This is a genomic window from Nonomuraea diastatica (assembly GCF_004349015.1).
Classification (GTDB): Bacteria; Actinomycetota; Actinomycetes; order Streptosporangiales; family Streptosporangiaceae; genus Nonomuraea; species Nonomuraea diastatica.
The window spans coordinates 1-23,439 of the sequence record NZ_SMKP01000006.1; the positions used below are offsets into that span (position 1 = coordinate 1).

General features: G+C 69.7%; 29 protein-coding genes. 15 read left to right on the plus strand and 14 right to left on the minus strand.

Translation table 11 applies throughout. The features are described from left to right. Positions 1-264 precede the first annotated feature (264 nt). Positions 265-747: an MFS transporter gene (locus tag E1294_RS03035; RefSeq protein WP_132504203.1), complete on the minus strand. Its 483-nt coding sequence runs from the start codon at positions 745-747 to the stop codon at positions 265-267. A gap of 437 nt (positions 748-1,184) precedes the next feature. On the opposite strand from E1294_RS03035, the gene E1294_RS03040 reads away from it, so the two are divergent. The 4 genes from E1294_RS03040 (at position 1,185) to E1294_RS03050 (ending at position 6,430) form a co-directional block, all read left to right on the plus strand. Then, positions 1,185-3,911 (plus strand): beta-L-arabinofuranosidase domain-containing protein, encoded by a 2,727-nt coding sequence (locus E1294_RS03040; RefSeq protein ID WP_132504205.1) that lies wholly within the window; start codon positions 1,185-1,187, stop codon positions 3,909-3,911. 5 nt (positions 3,912-3,916) lie between these two features. Beyond that, positions 3,917-5,344 (plus strand): non-reducing end alpha-L-arabinofuranosidase family hydrolase, encoded by a 1,428-nt coding sequence (locus E1294_RS03045; RefSeq protein WP_132504206.1) that lies wholly within the window; start codon positions 3,917-3,919, stop codon positions 5,342-5,344. Positions 5,345-5,631: 287 nt separating this feature from the next. After that, a complete protein-coding gene (locus E1294_RS55405; protein ID WP_246082783.1) occupies positions 5,632-5,712 on the plus strand; it encodes a LacI family DNA-binding transcriptional regulator in 81 nt (26 codons plus the stop codon). A 31-nt stretch (positions 5,713-5,743) separates the two neighbouring features. Further along, on the plus strand, positions 5,744-6,430 hold the full coding sequence (locus E1294_RS03050; protein WP_246082774.1) for a substrate-binding domain-containing protein: 687 nt from the start codon (positions 5,744-5,746) through the stop codon (positions 6,428-6,430). A 59-nt stretch (positions 6,431-6,489) separates the two neighbouring features. Here the strand turns inward: E1294_RS03050 and E1294_RS03055 are convergent, their stop codons facing one another. Continuing rightward, complete coding sequence (locus tag E1294_RS03055) at positions 6,490-6,942, minus strand: hypothetical protein (protein WP_132504208.1); 453 nt, start codon at positions 6,940-6,942, stop codon at positions 6,490-6,492. 9 nt (positions 6,943-6,951) lie between these two features. After that, positions 6,952-7,362, minus strand: a complete 411-nt coding sequence (locus tag E1294_RS03060; protein ID WP_246082775.1) for a LysR substrate-binding domain-containing protein — start codon at positions 7,360-7,362, stop codon at positions 6,952-6,954. A 23-nt stretch (positions 7,363-7,385) separates the two neighbouring features. On the opposite strand from E1294_RS03060, the gene E1294_RS03065 reads away from it, so the two are divergent. Then, entirely contained in the window at positions 7,386-7,667 is a 282-nt protein-coding gene (locus E1294_RS03065) for an MFS transporter (protein WP_220447530.1), read from the plus strand. Positions 7,668-7,921: 254 nt separating this feature from the next. Here E1294_RS03065 and E1294_RS03070 read toward each other — a convergent pair whose 3' ends face one another. Then, positions 7,922-8,371 (minus strand): GbsR/MarR family transcriptional regulator, encoded by a 450-nt coding sequence (locus tag E1294_RS03070; protein ID WP_165977053.1) that lies wholly within the window; start codon positions 8,369-8,371, stop codon positions 7,922-7,924. Positions 8,372-8,421: 50 nt separating this feature from the next. Here E1294_RS03070 and E1294_RS03075 point away from each other — a divergent pair, with 50 nt between their 5' ends. The 3 genes from E1294_RS03075 (at position 8,422) to E1294_RS03085 (ending at position 11,181) form a co-directional block, all read left to right on the plus strand. Further along, positions 8,422-9,282 (plus strand): SDR family NAD(P)-dependent oxidoreductase, encoded by an 861-nt coding sequence (locus E1294_RS03075; RefSeq protein WP_132504212.1) that lies wholly within the window; start codon positions 8,422-8,424, stop codon positions 9,280-9,282. Between the two features lie 166 nt (positions 9,283-9,448). Next, positions 9,449-9,892, plus strand: a complete 444-nt coding sequence (locus E1294_RS03080) for a CBS domain-containing protein (RefSeq protein ID WP_132504214.1) — start codon at positions 9,449-9,451, stop codon at positions 9,890-9,892. Further along, positions 9,889-11,181 carry an ArsB/NhaD family transporter gene (locus E1294_RS03085; RefSeq protein ID WP_132504216.1) on the plus strand — a complete coding sequence of 431 codons (1,293 nt, stop codon included), beginning with the start codon at positions 9,889-9,891 and terminating at the stop codon, positions 11,179-11,181. Before E1294_RS03080 ends, E1294_RS03085 begins: the two co-directional genes overlap by 4 nt. 71 nt (positions 11,182-11,252) lie before the next feature. Here the strand turns inward: E1294_RS03085 and E1294_RS54050 are convergent, their stop codons facing one another. After that, positions 11,253-11,468 carry a hypothetical protein gene (locus tag E1294_RS54050; protein ID WP_181958448.1) on the minus strand — a complete coding sequence of 72 codons (216 nt, stop codon included), beginning with the start codon at positions 11,466-11,468 and terminating at the stop codon, positions 11,253-11,255. Positions 11,469-11,518: 50 nt separating this feature from the next. Here E1294_RS54050 and E1294_RS52355 point away from each other — a divergent pair, with 50 nt between their 5' ends. Further along, the gene (locus E1294_RS52355; protein WP_165977052.1) at positions 11,519-11,656 is read left to right on the plus strand and encodes a hypothetical protein; all 138 of its coding nucleotides are present in this window, start codon (positions 11,519-11,521) and stop codon (positions 11,654-11,656) included. A 124-nt stretch (positions 11,657-11,780) separates the two neighbouring features. On the opposite strand, the gene E1294_RS03095 is transcribed toward E1294_RS52355, so the two are convergent. Genes E1294_RS03095 through E1294_RS03105 form a run of 3 tightly spaced genes read right to left on the minus strand, consistent with a single transcriptional unit; the run spans position 11,781 to position 13,955 of the window. Beyond that, positions 11,781-12,368, minus strand: a complete 588-nt coding sequence (locus E1294_RS03095) for a Pr6Pr family membrane protein (RefSeq protein WP_132504218.1) — start codon at positions 12,366-12,368, stop codon at positions 11,781-11,783. Next, positions 12,365-12,712 carry a DUF2809 domain-containing protein gene (locus tag E1294_RS03100; RefSeq protein ID WP_132504220.1) on the minus strand — a complete coding sequence of 116 codons (348 nt, stop codon included), beginning with the start codon at positions 12,710-12,712 and terminating at the stop codon, positions 12,365-12,367. Before E1294_RS03100 ends, E1294_RS03095 begins: the two co-directional genes overlap by 4 nt. 46 nt (positions 12,713-12,758) lie before the next feature. Further along, the gene (locus E1294_RS03105) at positions 12,759-13,955 is read right to left on the minus strand and encodes an MFS transporter (RefSeq protein WP_132504222.1); all 1,197 of its coding nucleotides are present in this window, start codon (positions 13,953-13,955) and stop codon (positions 12,759-12,761) included. 86 nt (positions 13,956-14,041) lie between these two features. Here E1294_RS03105 and E1294_RS03110 point away from each other — a divergent pair, with 86 nt between their 5' ends. Next, positions 14,042-14,494, plus strand: coding sequence for a winged helix-turn-helix transcriptional regulator (locus tag E1294_RS03110; protein WP_132504224.1), 453 nt, complete (start codon positions 14,042-14,044; stop codon positions 14,492-14,494). A gap of 443 nt (positions 14,495-14,937) precedes the next feature. Here E1294_RS03110 and E1294_RS03115 read toward each other — a convergent pair whose 3' ends face one another. The 5 genes from E1294_RS03115 to E1294_RS03130 are packed head-to-tail and all read right to left on the minus strand — an operon-like array spanning position 14,938 to position 18,112. Next, positions 14,938-15,123, minus strand: a complete 186-nt coding sequence (locus tag E1294_RS03115) for a hypothetical protein (protein ID WP_132504226.1) — start codon at positions 15,121-15,123, stop codon at positions 14,938-14,940. 26 nt (positions 15,124-15,149) lie between these two features. After that, entirely contained in the window at positions 15,150-15,308 is a 159-nt protein-coding gene (locus E1294_RS52360; RefSeq protein ID WP_165977054.1) for a hypothetical protein, read from the minus strand. Next, positions 15,281-17,176 (minus strand): ABC transporter ATP-binding protein, encoded by a 1,896-nt coding sequence (locus E1294_RS03120; RefSeq protein ID WP_132504228.1) that lies wholly within the window; start codon positions 17,174-17,176, stop codon positions 15,281-15,283. The genes E1294_RS52360 and E1294_RS03120 overlap by 28 nt, the downstream gene beginning before the upstream one ends. Then, positions 17,166-17,597, minus strand: a complete 432-nt coding sequence (locus tag E1294_RS03125; RefSeq protein ID WP_132504230.1) for a S26 family signal peptidase — start codon at positions 17,595-17,597, stop codon at positions 17,166-17,168. Before E1294_RS03125 ends, E1294_RS03120 begins: the two co-directional genes overlap by 11 nt. Then, positions 17,594-18,112 carry a TlpA family protein disulfide reductase gene (locus tag E1294_RS03130; RefSeq protein WP_132504232.1) on the minus strand — a complete coding sequence of 173 codons (519 nt, stop codon included), beginning with the start codon at positions 18,110-18,112 and terminating at the stop codon, positions 17,594-17,596. The genes E1294_RS03125 and E1294_RS03130 overlap by 4 nt, the downstream gene beginning before the upstream one ends. A 218-nt stretch (positions 18,113-18,330) precedes the next feature. On the opposite strand from E1294_RS03130, the gene E1294_RS03135 reads away from it, so the two are divergent. Beyond that, complete coding sequence (locus E1294_RS03135) at positions 18,331-18,981, plus strand: GntR family transcriptional regulator (RefSeq protein ID WP_132504234.1); 651 nt, start codon at positions 18,331-18,333, stop codon at positions 18,979-18,981. Then, positions 18,978-19,697 carry a haloacid dehalogenase type II gene (locus E1294_RS03140; RefSeq protein WP_132504236.1) on the plus strand — a complete coding sequence of 240 codons (720 nt, stop codon included), beginning with the start codon at positions 18,978-18,980 and terminating at the stop codon, positions 19,695-19,697. The genes E1294_RS03135 and E1294_RS03140 overlap by 4 nt, the downstream gene beginning before the upstream one ends. 79 nt (positions 19,698-19,776) lie before the next feature. Here E1294_RS03140 and E1294_RS52365 read toward each other — a convergent pair whose 3' ends face one another. Further along, on the minus strand, positions 19,777-20,115 hold the full coding sequence (locus E1294_RS52365; protein ID WP_165977055.1) for a hypothetical protein: 339 nt from the start codon (positions 20,113-20,115) through the stop codon (positions 19,777-19,779). 73 nt (positions 20,116-20,188) lie between these two features. Here E1294_RS52365 and E1294_RS03150 point away from each other — a divergent pair, with 73 nt between their 5' ends. From E1294_RS03150 to E1294_RS03160, 3 genes are all read left to right on the plus strand, one after another. Then, positions 20,189-21,028: an ion transporter gene (locus E1294_RS03150; protein ID WP_132504238.1), complete on the plus strand. Its 840-nt coding sequence runs from the start codon at positions 20,189-20,191 to the stop codon at positions 21,026-21,028. 358 nt (positions 21,029-21,386) lie between these two features. Next, complete coding sequence (locus E1294_RS03155; protein ID WP_132504240.1) at positions 21,387-22,328, plus strand: LLM class flavin-dependent oxidoreductase; 942 nt, start codon at positions 21,387-21,389, stop codon at positions 22,326-22,328. A 124-nt stretch (positions 22,329-22,452) separates the two neighbouring features. Beyond that, a complete protein-coding gene (locus E1294_RS03160) occupies positions 22,453-23,331 on the plus strand; it encodes a DUF4394 domain-containing protein (RefSeq protein ID WP_132504242.1) in 879 nt (292 codons plus the stop codon). Positions 23,332-23,439 lie beyond the last annotated feature (108 nt).

The following is a 23,439-nucleotide window of genomic DNA, read 5'->3' on the forward strand; positions in this document are numbered from 1 at the left end:
CCCCCACCGCGGCGCCGCAGGCCGCGCCCGAGCCGGTCGGCGCGCAGGCATAGTCCCCGCACGTCGAAGGTGGTGGCGCGGGCCTGGTCCTCGCGAGCCCGGCGAAGAGCCGACCATCGCCCCTAGGGGAGGTCGCGCCGGGCCTGGCGCTTGAGGGCGGCGAGCGCGGCACACCTGATCGGCGCCGATCAGGTGTGCCGGTTCGAGCAGGCCGTGCCCGGTCGCGCCCTTGGGGACAGGCTCTCCACTGCGGACGGCACCCCCTCACTGCGAGAACGGGGCTTGGCTACCGCTCGGTGCCGTGCCGGGCGACGCCTTGACGGGGTTTCTCATGAGGAGGACCGCGGCGAGGTTCGCGGCGGCGACCAGGAAACCGCCGATCAAGGCAAGCGCCGTCACCCCGGTGACGGCGGCCAGCGGTGCGGCCACCGCCAGCCCGAACGGTCGCGACGCGAACGAGATGAGATGGTCGAACGACCGCACCCGCCCGAGCGCCTGCTCGGGGACCTCCTCGGCCACCACCGTCTCCCACAGCGGGCTGAGCAGCCCCAGCCCGAACATCGCCACAAAGTACGCGCCCGCCATCACCCAGAGGGACGCGCCCGCGGCAGCAACCAGCAGCGGGCCTACAACGCCGGCACCGCGTGAGCTGACCGCACCCCCGGTGCGACCCCTCCCTCGGCCCCGGTAGGGATGCCCCGGGAGGGTGAGCCACACGTCGTAGCTCAGCGTCGGCACGTTAACCATGACTTCTGTGAAACTTTCACCGGCACGAGCGGCGCGACACGATCTCCTGGGATGCAAAACTCCAGGCGGGAAGGCGTTCCGGCGGCAACGCCCAGGTCGGCGAGGAATGCCCCTCGTTGACGCCGGGCCGGACCGTCGGCTGTACTCCGCGACACGTACTCAACGAAGGAGGCCGCACCGCTCCCGACAGGAGAATGTTAGCGCTAACAGATGTCGATCTCGTCAAGGAGCCTTGGATGTCCCGCATCATCCCCGGCGACGGCACAGGACACACCGTCCGCAGGCAGGCCATGGTCCCGGACATCACCGAAATGTAGCGCTAACAAGTCGTCGGAGAGCGGCATCCCCGCGCCGACGACCCCATGGGCAGCCTCCTGACCCGGTGAACACGCGACCGGCGGCGGCCGGTCACCACCCCCATCTCCAAGGAGCAGCGCATGTCCTTGAGCCGTCGTCAGCTCTTACAGGCCGCAGGCGCGACCGCCGCGTTCTCGGTCGCCGGCCAGGTGGCCGGCACGTCTCCCGCTCTGGCCGCACTCCCCTGGACGAGATCCGACATAGGCGTCTCGGCCTTCGCGTTCGATCTCGGCCAGGTCCGGCTGACCTCCGGCCGCCTGCTGGACAACCAGAACCGCACGCTCAACTACCTGCGCTTCGTCGATGTCGACCGCCTGCTGTACGTCTTCCGGGCCAACCACCGGCTGTCCACCAACGGCGCTGCGGCCAACGGTGGCTGGGACGCGCCCAGCTTCCCGTTCCGGTCCCACATGCAGGGCCACTTCCTGACGGCGTGGGCGCAGGCCTACGCCGTGCTCGGCGACACCACCTGCCGGGACAAAGCCGACCACATGGTGACCGAACTGGCCAGATGCCAGGCCAACAACGGCGCCGCCGGATTCACCAGCGGCTACCTGTCCGGTTTCCCGGAGTCGGACATCACGGCCGTGGAGAACCGCACCCTGAACAACGGCAACGTGCCGTACTACTGCATCCACAAGACCCTGGCCGGGCTGCTGGACGTCTGGCGGCTGATCGGCAACCCTCAGGCCAGGACCGTGCTGCTGGCCCTGGCGGGGTGGGTGGACGCCCGCACGTCACGACTCGGCTCGAGCCAGATGCAGGCCATGCTCGGCACCGAGTTCGGCGGCATGAACGCCGTGCTGACGGACCTGTACCAGATGACGGGCGACTCCCGCTGGTTGTCCACGGCCCAGCGGTTCGATCACGCCGCCGTGTTCGACCCGCTGGCCGCGAACCAGGACCGGCTCAACGGGTTGCACGCCAACACGCAGGTGCCCAAGTGGATCGGAGCGGCCCGCGAGTACAAGGCGACGGGCACGACCCGCTACCGCGACATCGCCGTCAACGCCTGGTCCATCACCGTCGGCGCGCACACGTACGCGAACGGCTCCAACAGCCAGGCCGAGCACTTCCGCGCCCCCAACGCGATCGCCGCCCACCTGACCAGGGACACCGGCGAGGCGTGCAACACCTACAACATGCTCAAGCTGACCCGGGAGTTGTGGCTGCTGTCGCCGACCCGGGCCGACTACTTCGACTACTACGAGAACGCCCTGCTCAACCACCTGATCGGGCAGCAGAACCCGGCCGACGCACACGGGCACGTCACCTACTTCACCCCGCTCGACCCCGGCGGGCGGCGAGGTGTCGGCCCGGCCTGGGGCGGCGGCACCTGGAGCACGGACTACACCTCCTTCTGGTGTTGCCAGGGCACCGGGATCGAGACCAACACCAAGCTGATGGACTCGATCTACTTCCACAACGGCACCACCCTGTTCGTGAACCTGTTCGTGCCCTCCACGCTCACCTGGAGCCAGCGCGGCATCACGGTCACCCAGACCACCTCCTACCCGGGCGGTGACACCACGTCGCTGCAGGTCACCGGCAACGTGAGCGGATCGTGGACGATGCGCGTCCGCATCCCGGCCTGGACCCAGGGCGCGACGATCAGCGTCAACGGAGTCCAGCAGGACATCGCCACCACGCCGGGCACCTACGCCGGCCTCACCCGGTCGTGGACGTCGGGCGACACCGTGACCGTGCGGCTGCCCATGCGGGTGGTCATGAAGGCCGCCAACGACGATCCCGGTGTGCAGGCCGTCACCTACGGCCCGGTCGTGTTGTCGGGCGACTACGGCAACACCGGCCCGTCGTCGGCCCCCGCCCTGACTCCTACCTCGATCACCCGGACCAGCACCTCCTCCCTGACCTTCACGGCCACGGCCAACGGGGCTCCGGTGCGGCTGGGGCCGTTCTACGACGCTCACGGCCACGACTACGTCGTCTACTGGAACACCGGAGGCCAGGGCGGCACCGGCGCGGCGAGCTTCCGGCTGATCAACGCGGCCAGCGGGCTGGCCCTCGGCATCCAGGACATGTCCACCGCCGACGGCGGCCTGGCCCTCCAGTGGACCGACAACGGCACCGCCGACCACGACTGGGTCCCGGTCATCGACGGCAGTGCGCTGCGGTTCCGCAACGTCCACAGCGGCAAGGTGCTGGGGGTCGAGAACATGTCGACCGCCGACAATGCCCGGGTGCTCCAGTGGGGTGACACCGGCACCGCCGACCACCGCTGGGCGATCAGCGACGCCGGCGACGGCTCCGTCAAGATCCGCAACGTCCACAGCTCCAAGCTGCTCGGCATCCAGAACGGCTCGACCGCCAACGGCGCCCAGGCGGTCCAGGACGCCGACAACGGCAGCCCGGACAACCAGTGGCGGTTCGTGCCCAACGGCGCGCGGCGTGTCCAGAACGTCGGCACCGGGATGGTGCTCGGCGTCACCGGCATGTCCACGGCCGACGGCGCGCTCGTCGTCCAGTGGGGCGACACCGGCACCGCCGACCACCTGTGGACGGCGATCGTCGACACCGGCGGCTACCTGCGGCTGCGCAACTCCCACAGCCAGAAGGTGCTGGGCGTGGAGAACATGGGCACCGCTGCCGGGTCGCGCGTCGTGCAGTGGGCCGACAACGGCACCGCCGACCACCGCTGGCGGCTGCGCCACGGGTCGGGCGCCGCCTTCCGCATCCAGTGCGCCAACGGCGGGCGCGTCCTCGGCCTCGCCGGCACTGCGCAGGGCGCGCAGGTCGTGCTCGCCGACGACAACGGCGCGAACAACAACCTCTGGAGGTTCCTGTGAGGCGCGTGCTCGCGGTTCTGTCGTCGCTGCTTCTCGTGGGCGTGGTCCTCACACCCCAGGCATCGGCCGCGACGGTCGACACCAGCGCGTGGTATGTCCTGGTCAACCGCGGCAGCGGCAAGGCCCTGGACGTCTACAACCTCGCCACCAACGACGGCGCCCGCATCACCCAGTGGACCCGCAACAACGGTGACCAGCAGCAGTGGCAGTTCGTCGACTCCGGCGGCGGCTACTACCGCATCAAGTCCCGCCACTCCGGCAAGGTCCTGGACGTCTACAACTTCTCCACCGCCAACGGCGGCTCCATCGTCCAATGGGCCGACCACAACGGCACCAACCAGCAGTGGCGGCTGGCCGACAGCTCCGACGGCCATGTGAGGTTCATCTCCCGCCACAGCAACAAGGCCCTCGAAGTGCAAGGCGCCTCCACCGCCGACGGCGCCAACATCGTCCAGTACGACGACTGGGGCGGCAACAACCAGCAGTGGCAGCTCGTCCGGGTCGACGGCGGCGGCAACCCCGGTACGTGCGATCTTCCGTCGACGTACCGCTGGACATCGACCGGCCCGCTGGCGACCCCGAAGTCGGGCTGGGTCTCCCTCAAGGACTTCACCGTCGCCCCCTACAACGGCAGGCATCTCGTCTACGCCACGACGCACGACACGGGGACGAGGTGGGGTTCGATGAACTTCAGCCTCTTCACCAACTGGTCCGACATGGCCTCGGCCAGCCAGAACACGATGTCCTCCGCCACTGTCGCGCCCACGCTCTTTTACTTCGCCCCGAGGAACATCTGGGTGCTCGCCTACCAGTGGGGCGGGACCGCGTTCTCCTACAGGACCTCCAGCGACCCCACCAACCCGAATGGCTGGTCGTCGCAGCAGGTGCTCTTCTCCGGAAGCATCTCAGACTCCGGGACGGGACCCATCGACCAGGCGCTCATCGGTGACAGCACGAACATGTACCTGTTCTTCGCCGGGGACAACGGCAAGATCTACCGGGCCAGCATGCCCATCGGGAACTTCCCTGGCAGCTTCGGCAGCACCTCGACGGTGATCATGAGCGATACGAGGAACAACCTGTTCGAAGCCGTTCAGGTCTACAAGCTCCAGGGCCAGAACCGCTACCTCATGATCGTCGAGGCGATCGGCTCGCAGGGCCGCTACTTCCGCTCGTTCACCGCCACCAGCCTGAACGGTTCGTGGACACCGCAGGCCGCCACCGAGAGCAACCCCTTCGCCGGCAAGGCCAACAGCGGCGCCACCTGGACCAATGACATCAGCCACGGCGAACTGATCCGCACCAGCGCCGATCAGACCATGACCGTTGATCCCTGCAACCTGCAGTTGCTCTACCAGGGACGCGATCCCAACTCCGGCGGTGACTACGGCCTGCTGCCCTACCGGCCGGGTCTGCTGACCCGGCAGCGTTGATGGCGTGACCCGGGTCCGGCGCAGAGGCACGGCAACGGCACACGACCGATCGGATGAGCGCTGTCACGACACGTGAGCAGGACCTGTGGCGCCGGCGTGGCGGGCTCGGTGCAAGGCCGAGCCCGCCTGGGTCGTACAGCAAGGTCAGCACTCACATCGCGGCGCGGGGCGGGCAACGCTCCCCGGCCCGAGGTTCCAGCCTCGCAAGGCGCCCTCTTCGTTCGCCGTGATTACACTGCCGCCATGACCACGGAGTCGTCCGCTCCCCCATCGCCCAGCTCGCCGAGCTGGCCGGCGTTTCCACCGCGACGGTCTCCAAGGTCGTGAACGGCCGCTCCGAGGTTCGGAATATCCGAACTGCGCCATGACCACACCGCCGCGGACACCTGGCTGGAAGGCGTGCTCCGGCGCCGCCCCCAGGGGGTGATCGCGGTCTTCTCCGGCCTCACCGAGACCCAGCACGAACAACTCGCCCGCAGCGAGATCCCACTCGTCCTGCTGGATCCAGCCGACGCCCCCGCACGCAACACCCCCTCGGTCGGCGCCGGCAACTGGAACGGCGGCCTCACAGCCACCCGCCACCTCCTCGAACTCGGGCACCGCCGCATCGGCATCATCACCGGGCCGGACTCCGCACTGCGCAGCCGGGCCCGGCTCGACGGCTACCGCACCGCCCTGGACATGGCCGGCATACCCGCCGATCCGGAGCTGATCGGCCAGGGAGACTTCCTGATCGAAGGCGGCCTGACCGAAGCGCACCGCATGCTGCGCCTGCCCGACCGGCCAACCGCGATCTTCGCCACGAACGACGGCCAGGCCATCGGCGTCTACCACGCCATCCACCAGCTCCGCCTGCGCGTCCCAGACGATCTCAGCGTGATCGGCTTCGACGACCTGCCCTCGGTGCGCTGGGCCATCCCGCCGTTGACCACCATCCGCCAGCCCCTCGCCGAGATGGCCGCCGCGGCCACCTCGATGCTGCTCAAACTGGCTCACGGCGAACACCTGCCACAAAGCCGCGTCGAACTGGCCACCGAACTCGTCATACGCGGGAGCACCGCACCTCCCCCACCCCCGCCCGCCTGAGCCGGGGCAGGAACGGGCGGGCCTCCGGGCGGCGTCTCACCTCATCGCGTCAGCAGCTCTCAGTGGTCGGCGACCGTGATCTTCACGCGGGCGGAGCCGTCGTTGTCGCGGAGACAACCGTTGGCGTCGTTGACGCGCAGCTGGAGGAAGCCCGCCTCGCGCGCCCGGATCAGGGCCCTGCTGCCGACCCTGTAGTGGTCTCCGTTGATCTTCGCGATCATCGAGCCGTGCGGGTGCCTGCTGAGGATCTTGCACTGCTGGTAGATCCTGCGGTCGATGTGCCGGGCATAGCCGGCCGAGGACACGTAGGGGAACGCGCGGTGGTCGACCGTCCACCGGCCGCCGGCGTAGCGGATCCGGATCATGTCACCGGGTTCGACGTACACGCCCGCGTGCTGCCAGCCTCTCTCGGCGCTGATCCATGTGCTTTTGCCGTAGTGCGACGTGGCCGAGGCGGGCGAGGCGCCGGCGAGGACGCAGCCGCCGGCGGCGCGCAAGGCACTCGACCGCACGTCCGCGAGTCAGATCATCCGCCGCAGAGCGGTCTCCACGGCGTCGATGAGCACGTCGCCTTCGGTACCGGGGTGGCGGGCGAGGCCTAGTTCGACGTCCGGCAGGGCAGGCAGCGCGGCCGCGTCGTGGCAGGCCATGGCCGGCTCGAGATTGGCGGGCAGGAGTGCCGCGACGCCGAGCCCGGCCCGTAGCGCGGCGAGCACTCCGGCGAGACTGTTGCTTTCGAACGCCACCCGCCAGCAGCGCCCCGTGCCTTCCATCGTTTCCAGCACCGACGTTCGCCAGGCGCACGCGTTCGAGAACAGCACCACCGGAAGCGGATCGGCGTCGGTGGCGACACCCTGCCCGACCGCCCAGACCAGCGGCAGGCGCACCGTCCAGCGCGGCGGCCAGGGAAGATTCGGGAGCTCGTCGAGCACTCCTTTCCACGGTCTCCGACGCGGTGAGCCGGCTCGCGCCGGCCAGCGTGCGCGGTGAGGCGACCGGCCTGCACTCCTCGGCGGCGAGCGCGGGGTTCGCGCTCGGCTCACCGGTCGTGGGAGTGGCGATCGACGCGTCCGGACCGGCGGGCGGCTTCGCCGCGGCCGGCCTGGCCGGGCTGCTCGCCGCGGTGACGGGATATCTGCTCTCGCGCCGGTCACCCGCTCCCGCCCCGTCCCCGTCGTCCTCGTCGTCCTCGTCGCAGGCGCTCGACCCCTGCGACGCCGTCACGCCGACCCCATGACGTCAGCCCCGTACGGCTCCGGATCTGACGACCGCTTCGTCCCCTTCGCAGCTAAAAGTGCTAATCGCAGGGGTACCGGCCCTCATCGCACTTCGGCGGAGGCCCTTCGAACGAGAAGAGGCAAGGGCACGCCGGATGACGACCGGCCTGGTACGACGCGGAAGCGGGACCACCCGGAGGCGGCCCGGTCGTGGGCGGCCTGACCGTCCGCCGGACGAAGCCGTCGCGGACGACGGCGGAGCACTACTCGGCTGTCAGTGGCGCTCTCGGTCCCACTGGTCGAGGAGTTTGGGGAACTCGCGGCCCATGAAGCCGTACATGTCGCGCATGTGCTCCAGCCTGGCCCGGCTTTTGGGGTGGTCGCCGACCGCGGCCAGCCCTTGTTCGGCGAGCTGCGCGAACGCGGTGAACTCGGCCATCTTGGCCCTGAATGCGCGCCCGAAGACGTCCTCGGTCAACCGGTAGTGATCGCGGCGCCCCCGGGGTGGGCGGAAGCGCTCGACGAGCCCGCCCCGTTCGAGTTGCCCCAGAGCGACGCTCATGCTGCTCTTGGCCACGCCGAGCTGCTCGCACAACCCCGGGGCGTCGGCGGAATCGTCCGGATCGACCAGGAGCACGCCGATGACTCGGCCTGCCGTACGGCTGAGTCCCAAACGTTCGAAGTAGAGCCCGGCACTCTCCACGAACTCCTCGACACTGGCCACGCACGAAGTATAGTCTGTTCGGACCGTTCCGAACAGACTATACTCTTCGCATGCTGTCCATCGCCATCACCGGCGCCAACTCCGGGATCGGCCTGCGCGCCGCCCGCGCCCTCGCCGCCGCGGGCCACCACGTGCTGGCGCTGTGCCGAGACCCTGACCGAGGCCGCGCCGCGCTGGCCGACATCAACGCCCAAGCCAAGCACCCAGCCGGCCTGATCCAGGCAGACCTGTCGGCACCCGGCTCCATCAAGGCCGCCGCCGAGCAGCTCGCACAGACCGCCGGCCACCTCGACGTGCTCATCAACAACTCCGCCGTCTTCGACCAGACGATCCGCGCCCCCCTTTTCACGGCGGATGGGCACGAGCTGTTCTGGGCCGTCAACCACCTGGGCCCCTTCCTGCTCACCGCACACCTCAGCCGGCTGCTCTCCGCCGCGGACAACCCTCGCGTGATCAATGTCGCCAGCAAAGGCCTGCTCTCGATGCCCCGCATCCGGATCCGTTTCGGCCAACTCGACGACCCGAGCTGGTACACCCCGACCCGCGCCTACTACCACGCCAAGCTCGCGCAGATCATGACCACGTTCACCCTGGCCGAGAAGGCCGGCGGACACCTGGAGACGACCTGCGTGCGCGTCCCCGCCGTCCGTCTCGACCCGGATCGGGTGGCGGCCATGCCTTGGTTGCAGCGCACCTTGTACGCCCCCAAGAACCGCCTGGCCGTCCCCGCCGAACGCCTCGGTGAGACCTACGCCCGGCTGGCCACCTGGGACGGGAACCTGCCGGGGCCCTACGTGGATGAAGATTTCCGCCCGGTCCGCGCCCCGGCCTTCGCCTACGACGAGGCCGCCCGCGAACGGCTGTGGGCGGTGTCCCAGGCCGCCACCGGCGACCCCACCTGGGCCTGGTGATCGTGGAGGCGGATCACGGACGCCTGCGGGCGGGACGTGATCGTGCCCGTTCTCGGTGGGCATAGGGCCGGTCGCCATCATTTGCCGATCGTTGATACGTTGATGGCAGGTGTGCCGGGAAGTCTGGTCGGCGATTGTCGTCGTCGATCACGAAAGAGGCATGAGGATGCGCGCACGCGATCTGGCATGCGATTTTCCGGCCGTCACCGTGGACACCCCCATCTATGACGCCGCCCGGTTCCTCGCCGAGCAGGACCTGCCGGGCCTCATCGTGGTCGACGACCACGGGTTGCCCGTCACCATCCTGCCCGGCACGCAGGTGCTCCGGCTGGCCGTGCCCGGCTACTGCCAAGACGATCCAGCGCTGGCGCGAGTCGTCGACGAACCGCACGCGGACCGCTTCCTGCACACCTTGACCGGCCGAACCGTCCGTGAGGCACTACCGGCACAGCCGCGCGAGCTGCCGATCAGCGCCCCCGATGCCACGATCTTGGAACTGGCCGCGCTGATGGCGCGCACGCACAGCCCGCTCGTGGCCGTGGTGAGCGACGGGCGTTTGCTGGGCGCGGTCACGCTCCAGGCGCTGCTGGACCGGGCGGTGGCCGCGTGACCGTCACGGCATGGCTGGCGGTGGCGATCTTCCTGTGCGCCTACGCGCTGATCGCCACCGAGAAGATCCACCGCGTCGCCGCCGCGCTCGGCGGCGCCGGCCTCATGCTGCTGATCCACGCCACCGACGCCGGAGCCGCGTTCTTCGACGAGCACACCGGCATCGACTGGAATGTCATCTTCCTGCTGCTCGGCATGATGATCATCGTCGGCGTGCTGAAACAGACCGGCATCTTCGAATACCTGGCGATCTGGGCGGCCAAACGCGCCAAGGGGCATCCCTACCGGCTGATGGTGTTGCTGGTGGTCATCACCGCCGTCGCCTCGGCGCTGCTGGACAACGTCACCACCGTGCTGCTGATCGCGCCAGTGACCTTCCTGGTGTGCGAACGGCTGGCGCTGCATGCGGCGCCGTTCCTGATCGCCGAGGCCATGGCCTCCAACATCGGCGGCGCCGCCACCCTGGTCGGCGACCCGCCGAACATCATCATCGCCAGCCGCGCGGGCCTGAGCTTCAACGACTTCCTCGTCCACATGGCGCCCCTCGTCATCGTGCTGATGATCGTCTTTATCGGGTTGTGCCGGATCCTGTTCAACAAGTCCTTCCGCTACGACCCGGAACGCGCTGCCGAGATCATGGCGCTCAACGAGCGGGAGGCCATCGCCGACCCACGGCTGCTCTGGCAGAGCCTCACTGTGCTGGCCCTGGTCATGATCGGGTTCGTGCTGCATCCCGTGCTGCACTACGAGCCGTCGGTGGTGGCCATTCTCGGCGCGGGCGTCCTGGTGGCCGCCACGAAGGTCAGCACCTCGGACGCGATCGAGGAGGTGGAGTGGCCGACGCTGGTGTTCTTCGCCGGGCTGTTCATCATGGTCGGGGCGCTCGTGGAGACCGGCGTGATCGGCCAGATCTCCCAGGCCGCGACGGCCGCCACCGAGGGCCGGCTGGAGCTCACCACCATGGGCCTGCTCTGGGCCTCGGCCGGGTTGTCGGCCATCGTCGACAACATCCCGTACGTAGCCACCATGAGCCCCATCGTCGCCGAACTGGTCCAGGCGGGCGGCGGCGACGGCCAGGCTCAAGTGTTGTGGTGGGCGCTGGCCTTCGGCGCCGACCTGGGCGGCAACGCCACCGCCGTCGGCGCGGCGGCGAACGTGGTCATCCTCGGCATCGCCGCCCGCAACGGCACCCCGATCAGCTTCTGGCAGTTCACCAAGTACGGCCTGATCGTCACCGTGGTGACCATCACGCTGACCGTGCCGTACCTCTGGTTCCGCTACCTGACGTGAGCTTCACCCTGGGAGCTGGCCCTCGGGCGATCACTTCCGCGCGTCAGCCGGCTCCGCGACCCTCCCGGCACTCATGCGGGCAGCGGCCGTCGTATGCCCTCCGTCGAGTCCCGCGCGACGAGCCGGTGCGGGGCCAGGCCGTAGTGGCGGTCGCGGCGACCAGCCGGCGGGCCGAGCCGCCGCGTTTCGGCGGCCCCACCACCCAGCCGCCCCGCGGCCGGATACACCGGGTTGTTCTGGCGAGGGCCGCGCGCCTTCCGCGCCTTGCCGCTGGTCATCGTGGTCATGCTGATCGACGCCTCCCTCGTGCGCGGCGGGGCTGCCCGGAGCGAACGTCGTGGCGCCCGCCCTGGCCCTGCTCACCCTGGGAGCCGCGATCGTCGGGCTGCGTGCCACCGCCCTCCAAGCCCCGCACCAGCTGCCCGCGAAGGGCTGCTCCGCTCCGCCGGCGACCCGCGCGGCACCCTCCTGCTAGCCTGCGCGGTGCTCCTGGGCGCGCTGCTCGCCTGGTCGATCCCCTGCTGCCCGGACCGCTGGCGTTCGCCGCCACCGTCGTGGACCTCGCCGAACCCGCGGCCGATGCTTGACGCAGCGGGAGTTCAATCGCCCGTCGGTTCGGTCGTGGGCCGGCGGACGCCGAGCAGGACGTAGCCCAGCATCACGAAGGCGGCCAGCGCGGCGAGGGCCGCCGAGGCGACCGTCGGCCAGCCCAGTCGCTCCACGTTCAGAAACGGATAGACGTAGCGGCGGGGGAGGTTGGGTGCGGTGAGCAGCACGAAGGCACCGTACAGGAGCGGGAAGCCCAGCCACGCGAACGGCGCCGACCAGCGCACCCGGCGCGACCGGTCAAAGGCGACCCAGTCGACCAGCGCCATGACGGGCGTAACGTAGTGCAGCAAGAAGTTGCCCAGCCCGCGCACGCCGCCGTCCAGCAGCGCCAGCGGGTTCGCCAGGTCGCGCGAGACGTAGTTGACCAGGCAAGTGACCAGCAGGTAAAGGGTCACCGCGCCTTTGACGTCGGCGGACGCCGGTCTCCTGCGGTCGTTGACCAGCCGCCAGGCGTAGTAGAGCGCGAGCATGACATTGCTCTGCACCGTGAAGTAGGCCCACGGGCGGCCGACCGACGCCGCCAAGCTCGCCAGGCCCGCGATGGCCGCCGTGACCAGCAGGATCCGCCACGCCGTCATCCGGTCCTCCGCAGCCAGAGTGTGTGCGCGGCCCATGCCGCCGCGGCGCCGACCGCGTACCAGAAAAGGTCGGGCGGGTTGAACGTGCTGCCCAGCAGCGGCCGCAGCACGGCCGGGATCTCCCCGAGCTGGGCGAGCTCGATCAGCCAGCTCGCGCCGGCCGCCGTTCCCGCCGCCACCCAGGGTCTCACTCTGGGGAGGATCAGCAGCACGAGCGTGTAGAGCAGCACGGTGTAGAGGGCGTCGCCCGCGTACTTCGACACGGGGCCGTCGAACAAGGCCCGCACCCCCAACCCGACCGCAACCGTCAGGGCGGCTGCGCTGAGAACAAGCAGGCGGGACATCACATCACCTTAGCGGCGGCCCGCCGCCGGGCCGCCGCGTCATGGGCTACACGGTGGCGACCCTGCGGTCGGGCGGCAGGTCGGTGAGGCGCCGGGTCGAGGTGGCGACGAGGAGTCCGAGTGCGGCGTAGGCCGCGCCGAGCAGACTGGCGGCCGGCCATCCCGCGGCGCTGTAGGCCCAGGTGGTGGTGAGCGCGCCGAGGGCGGAGCCGAGGGAGTAGAAGGCCATGTAGGCGCCGATGACGCTGCTGCTCCGGTCGGGGCGGGCGGTGGTGAGCAGGTGCTGGCTGCTGACGTGAACAGCCTGCACGGCGAAGTCCAGGACGATGACGCCGACGATCAACGACCACAACGATGACCCGGCTTGGGCGATCAGCAGCCATGAGACGGTGAGCAGGGCCAGCGACCAGCCGGTGACCGACGGCGCGAGGCCCCGGTCGGCCCATCGGCCGGCCCTGGCCGCGCCCAGGGCCCCGGTGAGACCGGCGAGCCCGAACCATCCGATCTCGGTGGTGCCGAGGTGCCACGGCGCGTCGCCGAGCGGGAGCGCCAGTCCGCTCCACAGCGTGCCGAAGGAGGCGAACAGGAAGAACGCGACCAGTCCACGGCTGAGGAAGAGCCGGTCGCCGACGACCAGACGACCCAGCGATGCCAGCAACCGCCCGTACCGTGCTCGGGGGCGGCGGATGTCGGGCTCAAGGGTGAATCGGGCGGCGAGCGCGAGTGTCGCGCAGAGCCCGGCGATGACGAGGTAGACCATGCGCCAGTCGGCCAGCTCGCCCAGCGCGCCCGCGACCACCCGCACTCCGAGGATCCCGATGACCACGCCCGAGGTGACCGCTCCGATGTCGCGGCCGCGCTCGCCGGTCGGTGAGACGGCGGCGACGTACGCCACCGTGATCTGGACGACCACGGCGAACAGTCCGGCCAGGGCCAGGCCCGCGATCGCGATGCCACCGCCGGGCGCGGCGGCGGCCACCACCGCGCCTGCCGCTGTGAGCAGCAGGTGCACCGTGATGAGTCTGCGGCGGTCGAACAGGTCACCGAGCGGCACCAGCAGCACCAGCCCCGCGAGATAGCCGATCTGGCCGGCGGCGACCAGCCACCCCAGCGCTCCTTCCCTCAGCCCGAGGTCCTCGCCCGCGGCCTCGAGGATCGGCTGGATGCCGTAGATGGCCGACACCGCCACCGCGCACACCAGCGCGAGCACGGCCCGCTGCCTCCCGGACAACCCTGACGACATATCACCCTCCGATGAGTTGCAAAGTGCAACCTATTCGAAGGTAGGGCATAATGGTTTCAGATTGCAACTCATCATGGAGAGGGCCAGTGGACGTCACACTCGCCGCGGGAAGCGCTTGGACCGACCCGGCCTGCCCGGTCGCCCGGACCGTCGACCTGATAGGCGACCGGTGGAGCCTGCTGATCATCCGCGACGCGATGGACGGGGCGACGACCTTCACCGAGTTCCGTCAGCGACTGGGGATCGCCCGCAACATCCTCACCGACCGGCTGCGCAAACTCGTCGAACACGGCATCCTGGACAAAAGCGCCGCCACCGACGGCAGGCGACACACCTACCGGCTCACCAGAGCCGGGCAGGACCTCTTCACGGCCGTCGTCGCCCTCCGCCAGTGGGGCGAGCGCCACGCCTTCGCCTCGGACGAGCCGCACTCCGTTCTCGTCGATGATCAAGGGCGGGAGCTTCCCCCACTCCACCCGCTCGACCACGACGGCGCGCCGCTCTCCGTCGAGGCGTCACACGTCCGGAAAACCGCCTGAGCCCGGCCGCGCCAGAAGGAAGGCGCGATGATCGCCAGCGAACTCGGCACCCACCGGACCGAGCGTTTTGGGGCGTCAAAGCCTGGCCCTGGAGTCCGTTTTGCGCAGATTGTCGCATTGGCGCCCCGGGTAGCTCCCCCAGGCGAGGCTGCACGCGCAGCCGCGCCGATCGCTCCACCACGTTAGGAGCCGCCACCATGAGAACGCCGAGCCGCCTGACCGCAGCCAGGATCCTGCCCTCGCCTCGTCTCAGCCTGCCGACGCCGCCACCGGACAACGACAGTTCCTACAGCCGCCGCCGGCGCCGCCGCCACCGGCGCTGATCGGCGGCAGACCCGTGCGGCTGAAGGGGCCCGGCCTCGGGCCCTTCAGCCGCACGCCTGCCCCCGAAGCTTTACGGAGCCCCTCTGGCCGGCGCCTGCCAGAGGGTCCCGCTTACCTGCCTAGGCGCACTGCTTCTTCCAGTAGACCGAGCAGTCGCTCCTCCAGCACTTGAAGTAGGCGCAGCAGATGCTGCCCGTACAGGTCGTGTGGTCGAGCATGCACCGTGCGGTGCAGGCGGCCTGCGCGTCGCCGGACGGTACGACGAAGGCGACGATCCGGTCCGCCAAGTTGGTGATGAGTTTCACGTGTCCCACCTTTCTCCGGCGGCCTATTAGCACAGGGTGACCAAGCGGTAGGTGCAGTCGCTCTGATAGCACCTCATCTTGTAACACCCGGTGTTCGGGTCGTAGCTGACCTGCACACACCTCGGGGTGCACGCCGCGTCGGCCTTGACCGTGGGAATCAACCGGTCGATGAGCTTGTCCAGCATTCTGTTCTCACCTCCTTCACCGACTCGGGTTCACTGGACGCGGTTTCACTGAGAGCCATCTCGTGATATCCGCGGGCTTGCAGGCGGAAGAAGCGGGCGTAGGTGCCGTCCACCGCCATGAGGTCGTCGTGATCTCCCCGCTCGGCGACGATCCCGTCCTTGAGGACGACGATCAAATCGGCGTCACGAACGGTGTTCAGCCGGTGCGAGATGAGCAGGCTGGTCTGGCCCGCGCGGTGCCGGCGCATCCGGGCGTGCACGTCCGCCTCGGCCTCCGGATCGAGACCCGAGCTCGGTTCGTCGAGGATCATCAGGTCCCGTCCGTCGCGGAGGAAGGCTCTGGCCAGGGCGGTTCGCTGCCACTGGCCGCCCGAAAGCACGACGCCGGTCGAGGAGTCCTCGCGGTCCTCCTCGCTGATGAACATCCGGGTGAGCAGCGTGTCGTAGCCGCGGGGAAGGGCTGCGAGCAACTCGTCCACGCCCGCCTTTCGCGCGGCGGCGCGGATCCGGTCCAGGTCGTCGCGGGCACTGACGTCTCCCACGCCGATGTTGTCGCGGGCGGAGAAGTCATAGGTCATGTGGTCCTGGAAGACGCCGCTGATCCGATCCCGCAGCGCGTCCGGCCGGATGTCGCGCAGGTCGACTCCGTCCCAGAGGATCGCTCCCCGGCTCGGATCGTAGAAGCGGCAGAGCAGTTTGACGAGCGTGCTCTTTCCGGCGCCGTTGAGCCCGACCAGCGCGACGGCCGCGCCGTACGGGATGAACATGTCGACGCCGCGCAGGATCCAGGGATGGTCGTCGCTGTAGCGGAACCACACGTCGCGCAGCTCGATCCCGCGCCGCAGCGGCGGCAGCGGCGCGGAGTCGACCGGCACGACGAGGTCGGGCTCGGCCCTGACCACCGCCACGTAGTGGCCGAAGAGCCGCAGGTTGTGATCGGCGATCGCGATGCCGGTGACCAGGGTGTTGAGCCCGCCCTGGACGGCGACGACGGCGGCGGTGAACATCGACACGTCCCCGACGGTGAGCGCGCCGGTCCTGGCCGCGGCTATGGCCCAGACGAGTCCGCCCCCGGCCACCACGGCGGACAGCAGGGCGAGCGCCCCCTCCGCCGACAGCTCCTTGCGGTCCATCCGCCGCTTGCCCGCATGAGCCGTCGACAACTCCGCCATGAGACGGCCGCGCAGGAACCCGCCGGTGTTGAAGAGCCTGATCTCCTTGGCCGCCTCGATCGTGCTGAGCAGGGTGCTGTAGAAGAGCTGCCGTCGCTCCGCCGGGCCGATCTCCCACATCATGTTCGTACGCTGGCGGGACAACTTCAGCTGCGCGACGAGCGCCGGCACCGCGGCGCACACCACGATCAGCGTCATGACCGGGCTGATCACCAGCACGGCGCCGACGAATCCGACCACGGTGACGGCGGAGCGGACCAGGCCGAATGACTCGGTGACGATGTTGTCGGCCCTGGACGTCCCCTCCTGGGCCAGGCGCAGCCGGTCGAGAAAGCGTGGATCCTCGAAAGGCCGCAGCCCTGGGAAGCCTGCCGTGGCCGCGAAGAGCCGGTCCGTCGTCGTGGCTATCATGGCCCGGCCGATCTGGTTGCCGAGATACCTTGAGCCGTGCGGCAGGACCGCGGCGGCGACGCCGGTGCCGGCCAGCCCTGCGGCGAGGCCCAGCAGCTCGGCCAGGGGGGCTGCCCCGGTGAGGCCGTCGATGACGAGCTTGGTCAGCCAGGCCGCCGCGACCGGCACCACAGCGAGGCCCAGCAGCGTGCCCGCGTACCCGATCATGAGGACGGCGGCGCTGCTCCAGCCGGCTGCCGCCGCCTCACGCGCGGAGGCGGTCAGGCGCACCCCGTCAGCGGCCATGCTGGGGCTCCAGCTTCCTGATGGTGACGGCATGGAGGTCGTCGGCGCGGAAGAAGCCGTGCTCGCGAGAGTCGAAGCTGGCCTCGGTGTTGTCACCGATCAGGACGAACCTGCCGGCCGGGACGACGTCGTCATCGACGGCCTTCCGTACGTGCTCAGGGACCGGATCGCCGGGCAGGGCGGCAATGCGTTTGATCAGGAACTTGCCGCCGATCGGGAGAGGGCTCAGGACGACGGCGATCTGCCCGTTGCGCAGCGTTGCGAGATGCGTACGCCGGGACAGGAGCCGGTCCCCGTCGGTCAGCGCCGGGGCCATGCTGTTGCCGTGGACACGGATCACCATGTATCTCGCGCGCAGCCGTACGGCCAGCAGGGTCAGACCCGCGAGCCCGCACACCGCGGCGAGGAGCGCCCGCCTCATGGCGCCTTGACCTCGGCGGGCATGGTGTGGCCGCTGAAGGCGACCGTGCCCCCCGCGTCGATCGTGATGACCGTCGGGTACGCGTTGGCCCTGAACGCCGCCTGGAGGGGCCCCTGGTGCGCCTCCGTGACGACACGTGCCACCTCCGCGAGGGGTCCGATGTCGGCCACGGAGTCCTCGCCGGGGTCGGCGGCGACCACGGCGAGCACGGCGTCCGACGTGCCGCGTGCCCGCTCCACGAAGAGCGGGAGCAGTTCCTTGCAGGGCTGGCAACCCTGGGAGAAGAAGCCGACCAGCGCGGGTGCGCCCAGGAGCTCGTCGGAGATCGGCTCACCGCTCGTGGTCATGGCGGCGAACCGCGGGACCGTCGTGCCGGGCGAGAGGCCTTCCGCCATCGTCGGCGGCGGCGTGCTCGTGCCCGGGCCGCGCAGCCGGCGGATCACGCCGACGGTCAGCAGCAGGTTCACCATGCACAGCAGCCCGACCAGCCCGACCGCGGCGACCAAGTACTGCATCACACTCTCCCCAGCCTGTCCTTGAACGACTCCGGGATCGCCGTGACGGCGGACACGGTCCCGATGAGGGCCTGGCACGCGACGAGCAGGAGATCCACGAACCGGATGTTTCACGATCCCGCTAGCCCGGCCCTCGCGCGCCACTAGCCCGGGCCGGTGCGGTGCCGCCTGCTGTGGCCGCTTGCCTGGCCAACTGTATAGCTGTTATACAGTTAGCCATGTCGATTCACACGGTCACCGTGGCGGACGCGGTCGCCGACCAGCTGCGCCGCCGGTTGTTGTCCGGCCGCTACCGGGGCGGGGATCAGCTACGCGACACCGACCTGTCGCAGGAGTTCGGCGTGGCCCGGCCCACGGTGCGCGCAGCCGTGCAGACGCTGGTGGCGGAAGGATTACTCGATCGCGGACGCGGACGCAGCGCGCAGGTCCGGTCGTTCACCGCCGAGGACGCGATCGACCTGGGCCGGCTGCGTCGCCCGATCGAGACGGCCGCCGTCGAGATGATCATGTCGCTGGCGCGGCCGCTCACCGGCATCGCATCGGCGGCGCAGGCGTGCTCCGCGTTGGGCGACGACGTCTCGTGGGACGTGGTCGCCGGCCATGACGTGGCGTTCCACCGGGCCGTGTTCGTGGCCGCGGGCTCGGCCCGTCTGCTGCGCACCTTCGACGAGCTCAGCGCCGAGCTGCGCCTGCTCATCGCCCAGCTTCGCCCCACCTACGACAGCGTCTCCGACCTGGCGCGCGAGCACGAGCTACTGCTCGAGACGCTGCGCTCCGGCGACGTCCAGCGGGCCAAGGCCGCCTGGCACACGCACTGCGACGACTCGGAACGCTTCTACCTCGACCTCATCCAGGAGCACGCACAGTGAACGTCAACGACTTCGACGCCCTCAGCTTCGACTGCTACGGGACCCTCATCGACTGGGAGGCCGGCATCGCGACCGTGCTGCGCACATGGGCCGGCGCGCATGACCTGCGGATGACCGGCGAGCAGTTGCTGACGGCGTACTCGACGCATGAGGCGCAGGCCGAGGCCGACCACCCCGGCGACCTCTACCCGAGGATCCTCGCGCGGGCGATGCGCGGCCTGGGCGCGCAGCTCGGCGTGCCGGTCAGCGACGACGAGGCCGAGTCGCTGGCGGTCTCCGTGCCGGACTGGCCGGCGTTCCCCGACTCGGCGGAGGCGCTGGAGCGGCTCTCGCGGCGCTACAAGCTCATCATCCTGTCCAACGTGGACCGCGCCTCCTTCGCCGGCTCCGGCAAGCGCCTCGGCACCACCTTCACCAGCGTCCTCACCGCCGAGGACATCGGCTCCTACAAGCCCGATCCCCGCAACTTCGAGGCGCTGGCGCGCGAGGCCGAGCGGCTCGGAGTGACCGAGGGCAGGCTGCTGCACGTGGCGCAGAGCCTGTTCCACGACCACGTGCCGGCCAAGGCCGCGGGCCTGCCGACGGTGTGGATCAACCGCCGTCACGACAACGCGGGCTGGGGCGCGACACCGGAGCCGTCGGCCGGCGTCACCCCGGACTGGACCTTCACGTCCATGCGCGCGTTCGCGGACGCGGTCGACGCCGAGAACGCCTGACGACCCGGCCGCCCTGACCCTCGACGCGGTCAGGCGCGGAGCCGCCGGCGGACCTCCGGGCCGGGCCGCGCGCCCAGCGTCAGGAGTCGTCGCACAACACCGCCAGGACCAGCGCCGTCACGCTCTCCTGGAAGGACCTGTGCCGGGCGACCCGCGGGGTTGCGGTGGAGGTCCACGGCGGCACGGCGCTGCCGTTCGCCGGCAGCATCACCGGCGACGGCTTCGCTCCGGCGTTCGTCGGCGCGGCGGTGGACGCCTTCGGCGGCGTCATCGTCAACAACGCCGTGGCGTTCGGTTTCATCCAGAGGCCGACCACGTCAGCGATCAGGTGATCGTCGCCGGCGGCGGGTTCGAAGGCCGACCGCTCAGCACGATGCCCGCCACCGACAAGCCGGGCAGGGCAGGGCAGGACGAGCATGCCGGTCGTTGCTCAGCAGATCTCACCTCATACGATGATCGACGCCCCCGGCGCCGACATTGGAGGCTGAACGTTGCTGGATCGAGAACGCGTGCGCGCCCTCCTCGCCCACCCGCGGTTCGAGCGGGCGATCATGGCGGTCATCGTGCTCAACGCGATCACGATCGGCTGTGAGACCTCCTCCTTCGTGATGGGGTGGATCGGCGAGCCGCTCCACGTCGTGGATCGCGTAGTGGTGGGGGTGTTCGTGCTGGAGCTCACCGCCCGCCTCTACGCCCACCGGGGCGCGTTCTTCAAGGACCCGTGGAACTGGTTCGACGCCGCCATCGTGGGGATAGCGCTGGTGCCCGCCTCCGGGCCGGCCTCCGTGCTCCGCACCTTGCGGATCATGCGAGCGCTGCGCCTGGTCACCGTGGTGCCCAGCATGCGCAGGGTCACCTCCGCGCTGATGGCCGCCATTCCCGGCATGGCCTCCATCCTCGGCCTGCTGATCATCATCATGTACGTGGCGGCGGTGATGGCCACCCAGTGGTTCGGGCGGACCGCGCCGGAGTTCGCCGAGATTCCGACCTCCCTGTTCACCCTGTTCCAGGTGATGACCGGGGAGGGCTGGCCGGAAATCGCCGACCAGATCATGGGTGCTCATCCTTGGGCCTGGGTCTTCTTCGTGGCCTACATCGTGGTGTCCTCTTTCGTGGTGCTGAACCTGTTCATCGCGGTCGTCGTCAACGCAATGGACGACGAGAGCACCTCCGCGGAGGAGCAGCGCACCGACGACCGGCTCAGGACGATCATGGAGGAGCTGGCGCGCCTGCACACCAAGCTGGACGCCCTTTCGACGCAGGCCAGGAACCGGGGACAGGGGGACGGCCCGGAAGCGGAGTCGTCGCCCAGCCTGTCGAACGCGGGCTGAGCGCTCGCCGATCTCAGCAGTTCGCTCAGCGAACTGAACGCTCCCGTGCGTCATCTCCGCCTGACAGGGCAGCACGATGGGGCAAGGCCGGTCCGCCGTGGACCCCGGGAGAACGGGCGGAAAGGCCGTGCACGGACGGGCGTTTTGCGATTCGTTCTACGAACTACTATAGTTCGTGACACGAACTCAATGGGCGATCCCGCGGAGTGCCGGGCGTACGGTTGCGGTCATCGGCGGAGGTTCGGCGGGTGCCCGGGCCTCGGTGGACCGGCTCTGGCAGGAGCCGCCTTCCCGTGTCTGCGGCACACCCTTCGCGGGCGGATCGCCCACCGGAATCCCTCGAACGAAGGACAGAACCATGTCCGGACAGAAAATCGTCTTCGGCTTCGGCGCGCACAGCGGCATCGATGAGACGTCACATCTGCTGCGCACCGTTCAACAGGCCGACCGTGACCGGCTCGACCATTTCTCGCTGTCCGACCACCCCTACATCGGCGGCCGCCTGGACGCGTACGCCTCCCTCGGCTTCGTCCTCGGGCGCACTCAGCACATCGCTGGCTTCGCCAACGTCACCAACCTGCCGACCCGGCCCGCTCCCCTGCTGGCGCGCACCGTGACCTCACTGTCCGCGCTGTCGGGCGGCCGCGTCGTGCTCGGGGTGGGCGCGGGGGGCCTGTGGGACCGCATCGCCGACATGGGAGTGCCACGCCTGTCACCCGGCGACGCCGTGGACGCCTTCGAGGAGGCGATCGTCCTGATCAAGCTGCTGTCGGGCGGAGGCCCACCGGTCACCTACCAGGGATGTCACTACCAGGTGGACCGGATCGAGCCCGCTCCCGTGGCCGCTCCTCCCGTGTGGACCGGATCGGTCGGCCCGAAGTCCCTGGCCGCCACCGGCCGGGTGGCCGACGGCTGGATCCCCGGTCACGCGGCCGACTGGCTCAGCGAGCGCTACCGGACGTCGCGGCCGATCATCGACGAAGCGGCCGCGGCCGCGGGCCGCGATCCCCGCGAGATCCGTACGATCTTCAACTTCCCGGGACGCATCACCGACCGGCCGCTGACCTCGACGCGCGACCGCGACGGCCGGTGGCTCGGCGGCTCCGTCTCCCAGTGGGTCGAGGAGCTGACCGGGGCCGTGCTGGAGCACGGCGCATCGGGTTTCACCCTCTTCGCCGCCGATCACGGCATGCAGGACCTCGTCTCCCTCGGCCGCTGGGGCGGAGAGATCGCCCCCGCGGTACGCGAGGCGGTTGCGCTTGATGACAAAGGCGGCCTTTCTCCTGGCAGGGCACTTTGACATTTGTCACGAGGACACGTCCGCCATCTCCGGACAAGCTGGTGCTGCCTGCCAACACGCCGGTCAATGCAGGCGACAAAGGGCTGCCTGAACGTGCCGGCACAACTCGATGGAGGAGCACCCTATGCGAGCACGGATCACGAGAAAGGTCGCCTTACTGATCGCGTTCGCGACAGCGGCGGCCATCGTTGTCGGACCGGCAGGAACCAGCCTGGCGGAAAGCTCCCGTTCAGCCGCGGCCACCTCGCTGCGGGCGTACGGGATCACCGATGACGGCAGGCTGATGGCCACGTTCACCACCGACAAGCCAGAAGAGCTCAACTGGGTCAGGCGGATCACCGGGCTGGTCACCGACACCTTCGTGATCGGGATCGACTTCCGGGTGCAGGACGGCAAGTTCTATGCCGTCGGCAACCACGGCGGCATCTACACGATCTCGCTCCCGACGGGCAACCAGGACGTGGTCGTCACCAAGGTCTCCCAGCTGAAGGTGGGGCTCAAAGGCACGGCGTTCGGCGTCGACTTCAATCCCGCCGCCGACCGGCTGCGCGTGATCAGCGACAACGGCCAGAACCTGCGGCACAACCTCAACGACGGCACGACGGTGTCGGACACCCCGTTGAGCAACGGCCCCGGCTCGCCGGCCGGTGGGGTCACCGCCGCCGCCTACACCAACAACGACCTCAACGGCGACACCGCGACCACGCTGTTCGACGTCAACACCACGACCGCGCAGATCGTCATCCAGTCACCGGCCAACAACGGCCTGCTGGCCCCGACCGGCGCGCTCGGCATGCCTGTCGCCACGAACGCGGGTCTCGACATCTACAGCGACCTGAGCAACGGCAAGACCATCTCGAACTCGGCCTTCGCCACCCTCGTCGTGGACGGCGACGCGACGCTCAACACGGTCGACCTGCTCACCGGCGCCGCCACCCCCGTCGGCGACTACCCGTTCCCCCTGACCATCACCGACATCGCCGTCGCTCTCGACACCCACTGACGCGCCTCGACCGCCCACTGACGTGAGCCCGTGCCGCCCACCGCGCGGGCTCACCGGCACGCCGAAATCCACGCCGTCTCCGACGTCGTACGGGCCCTGACAGTGAGG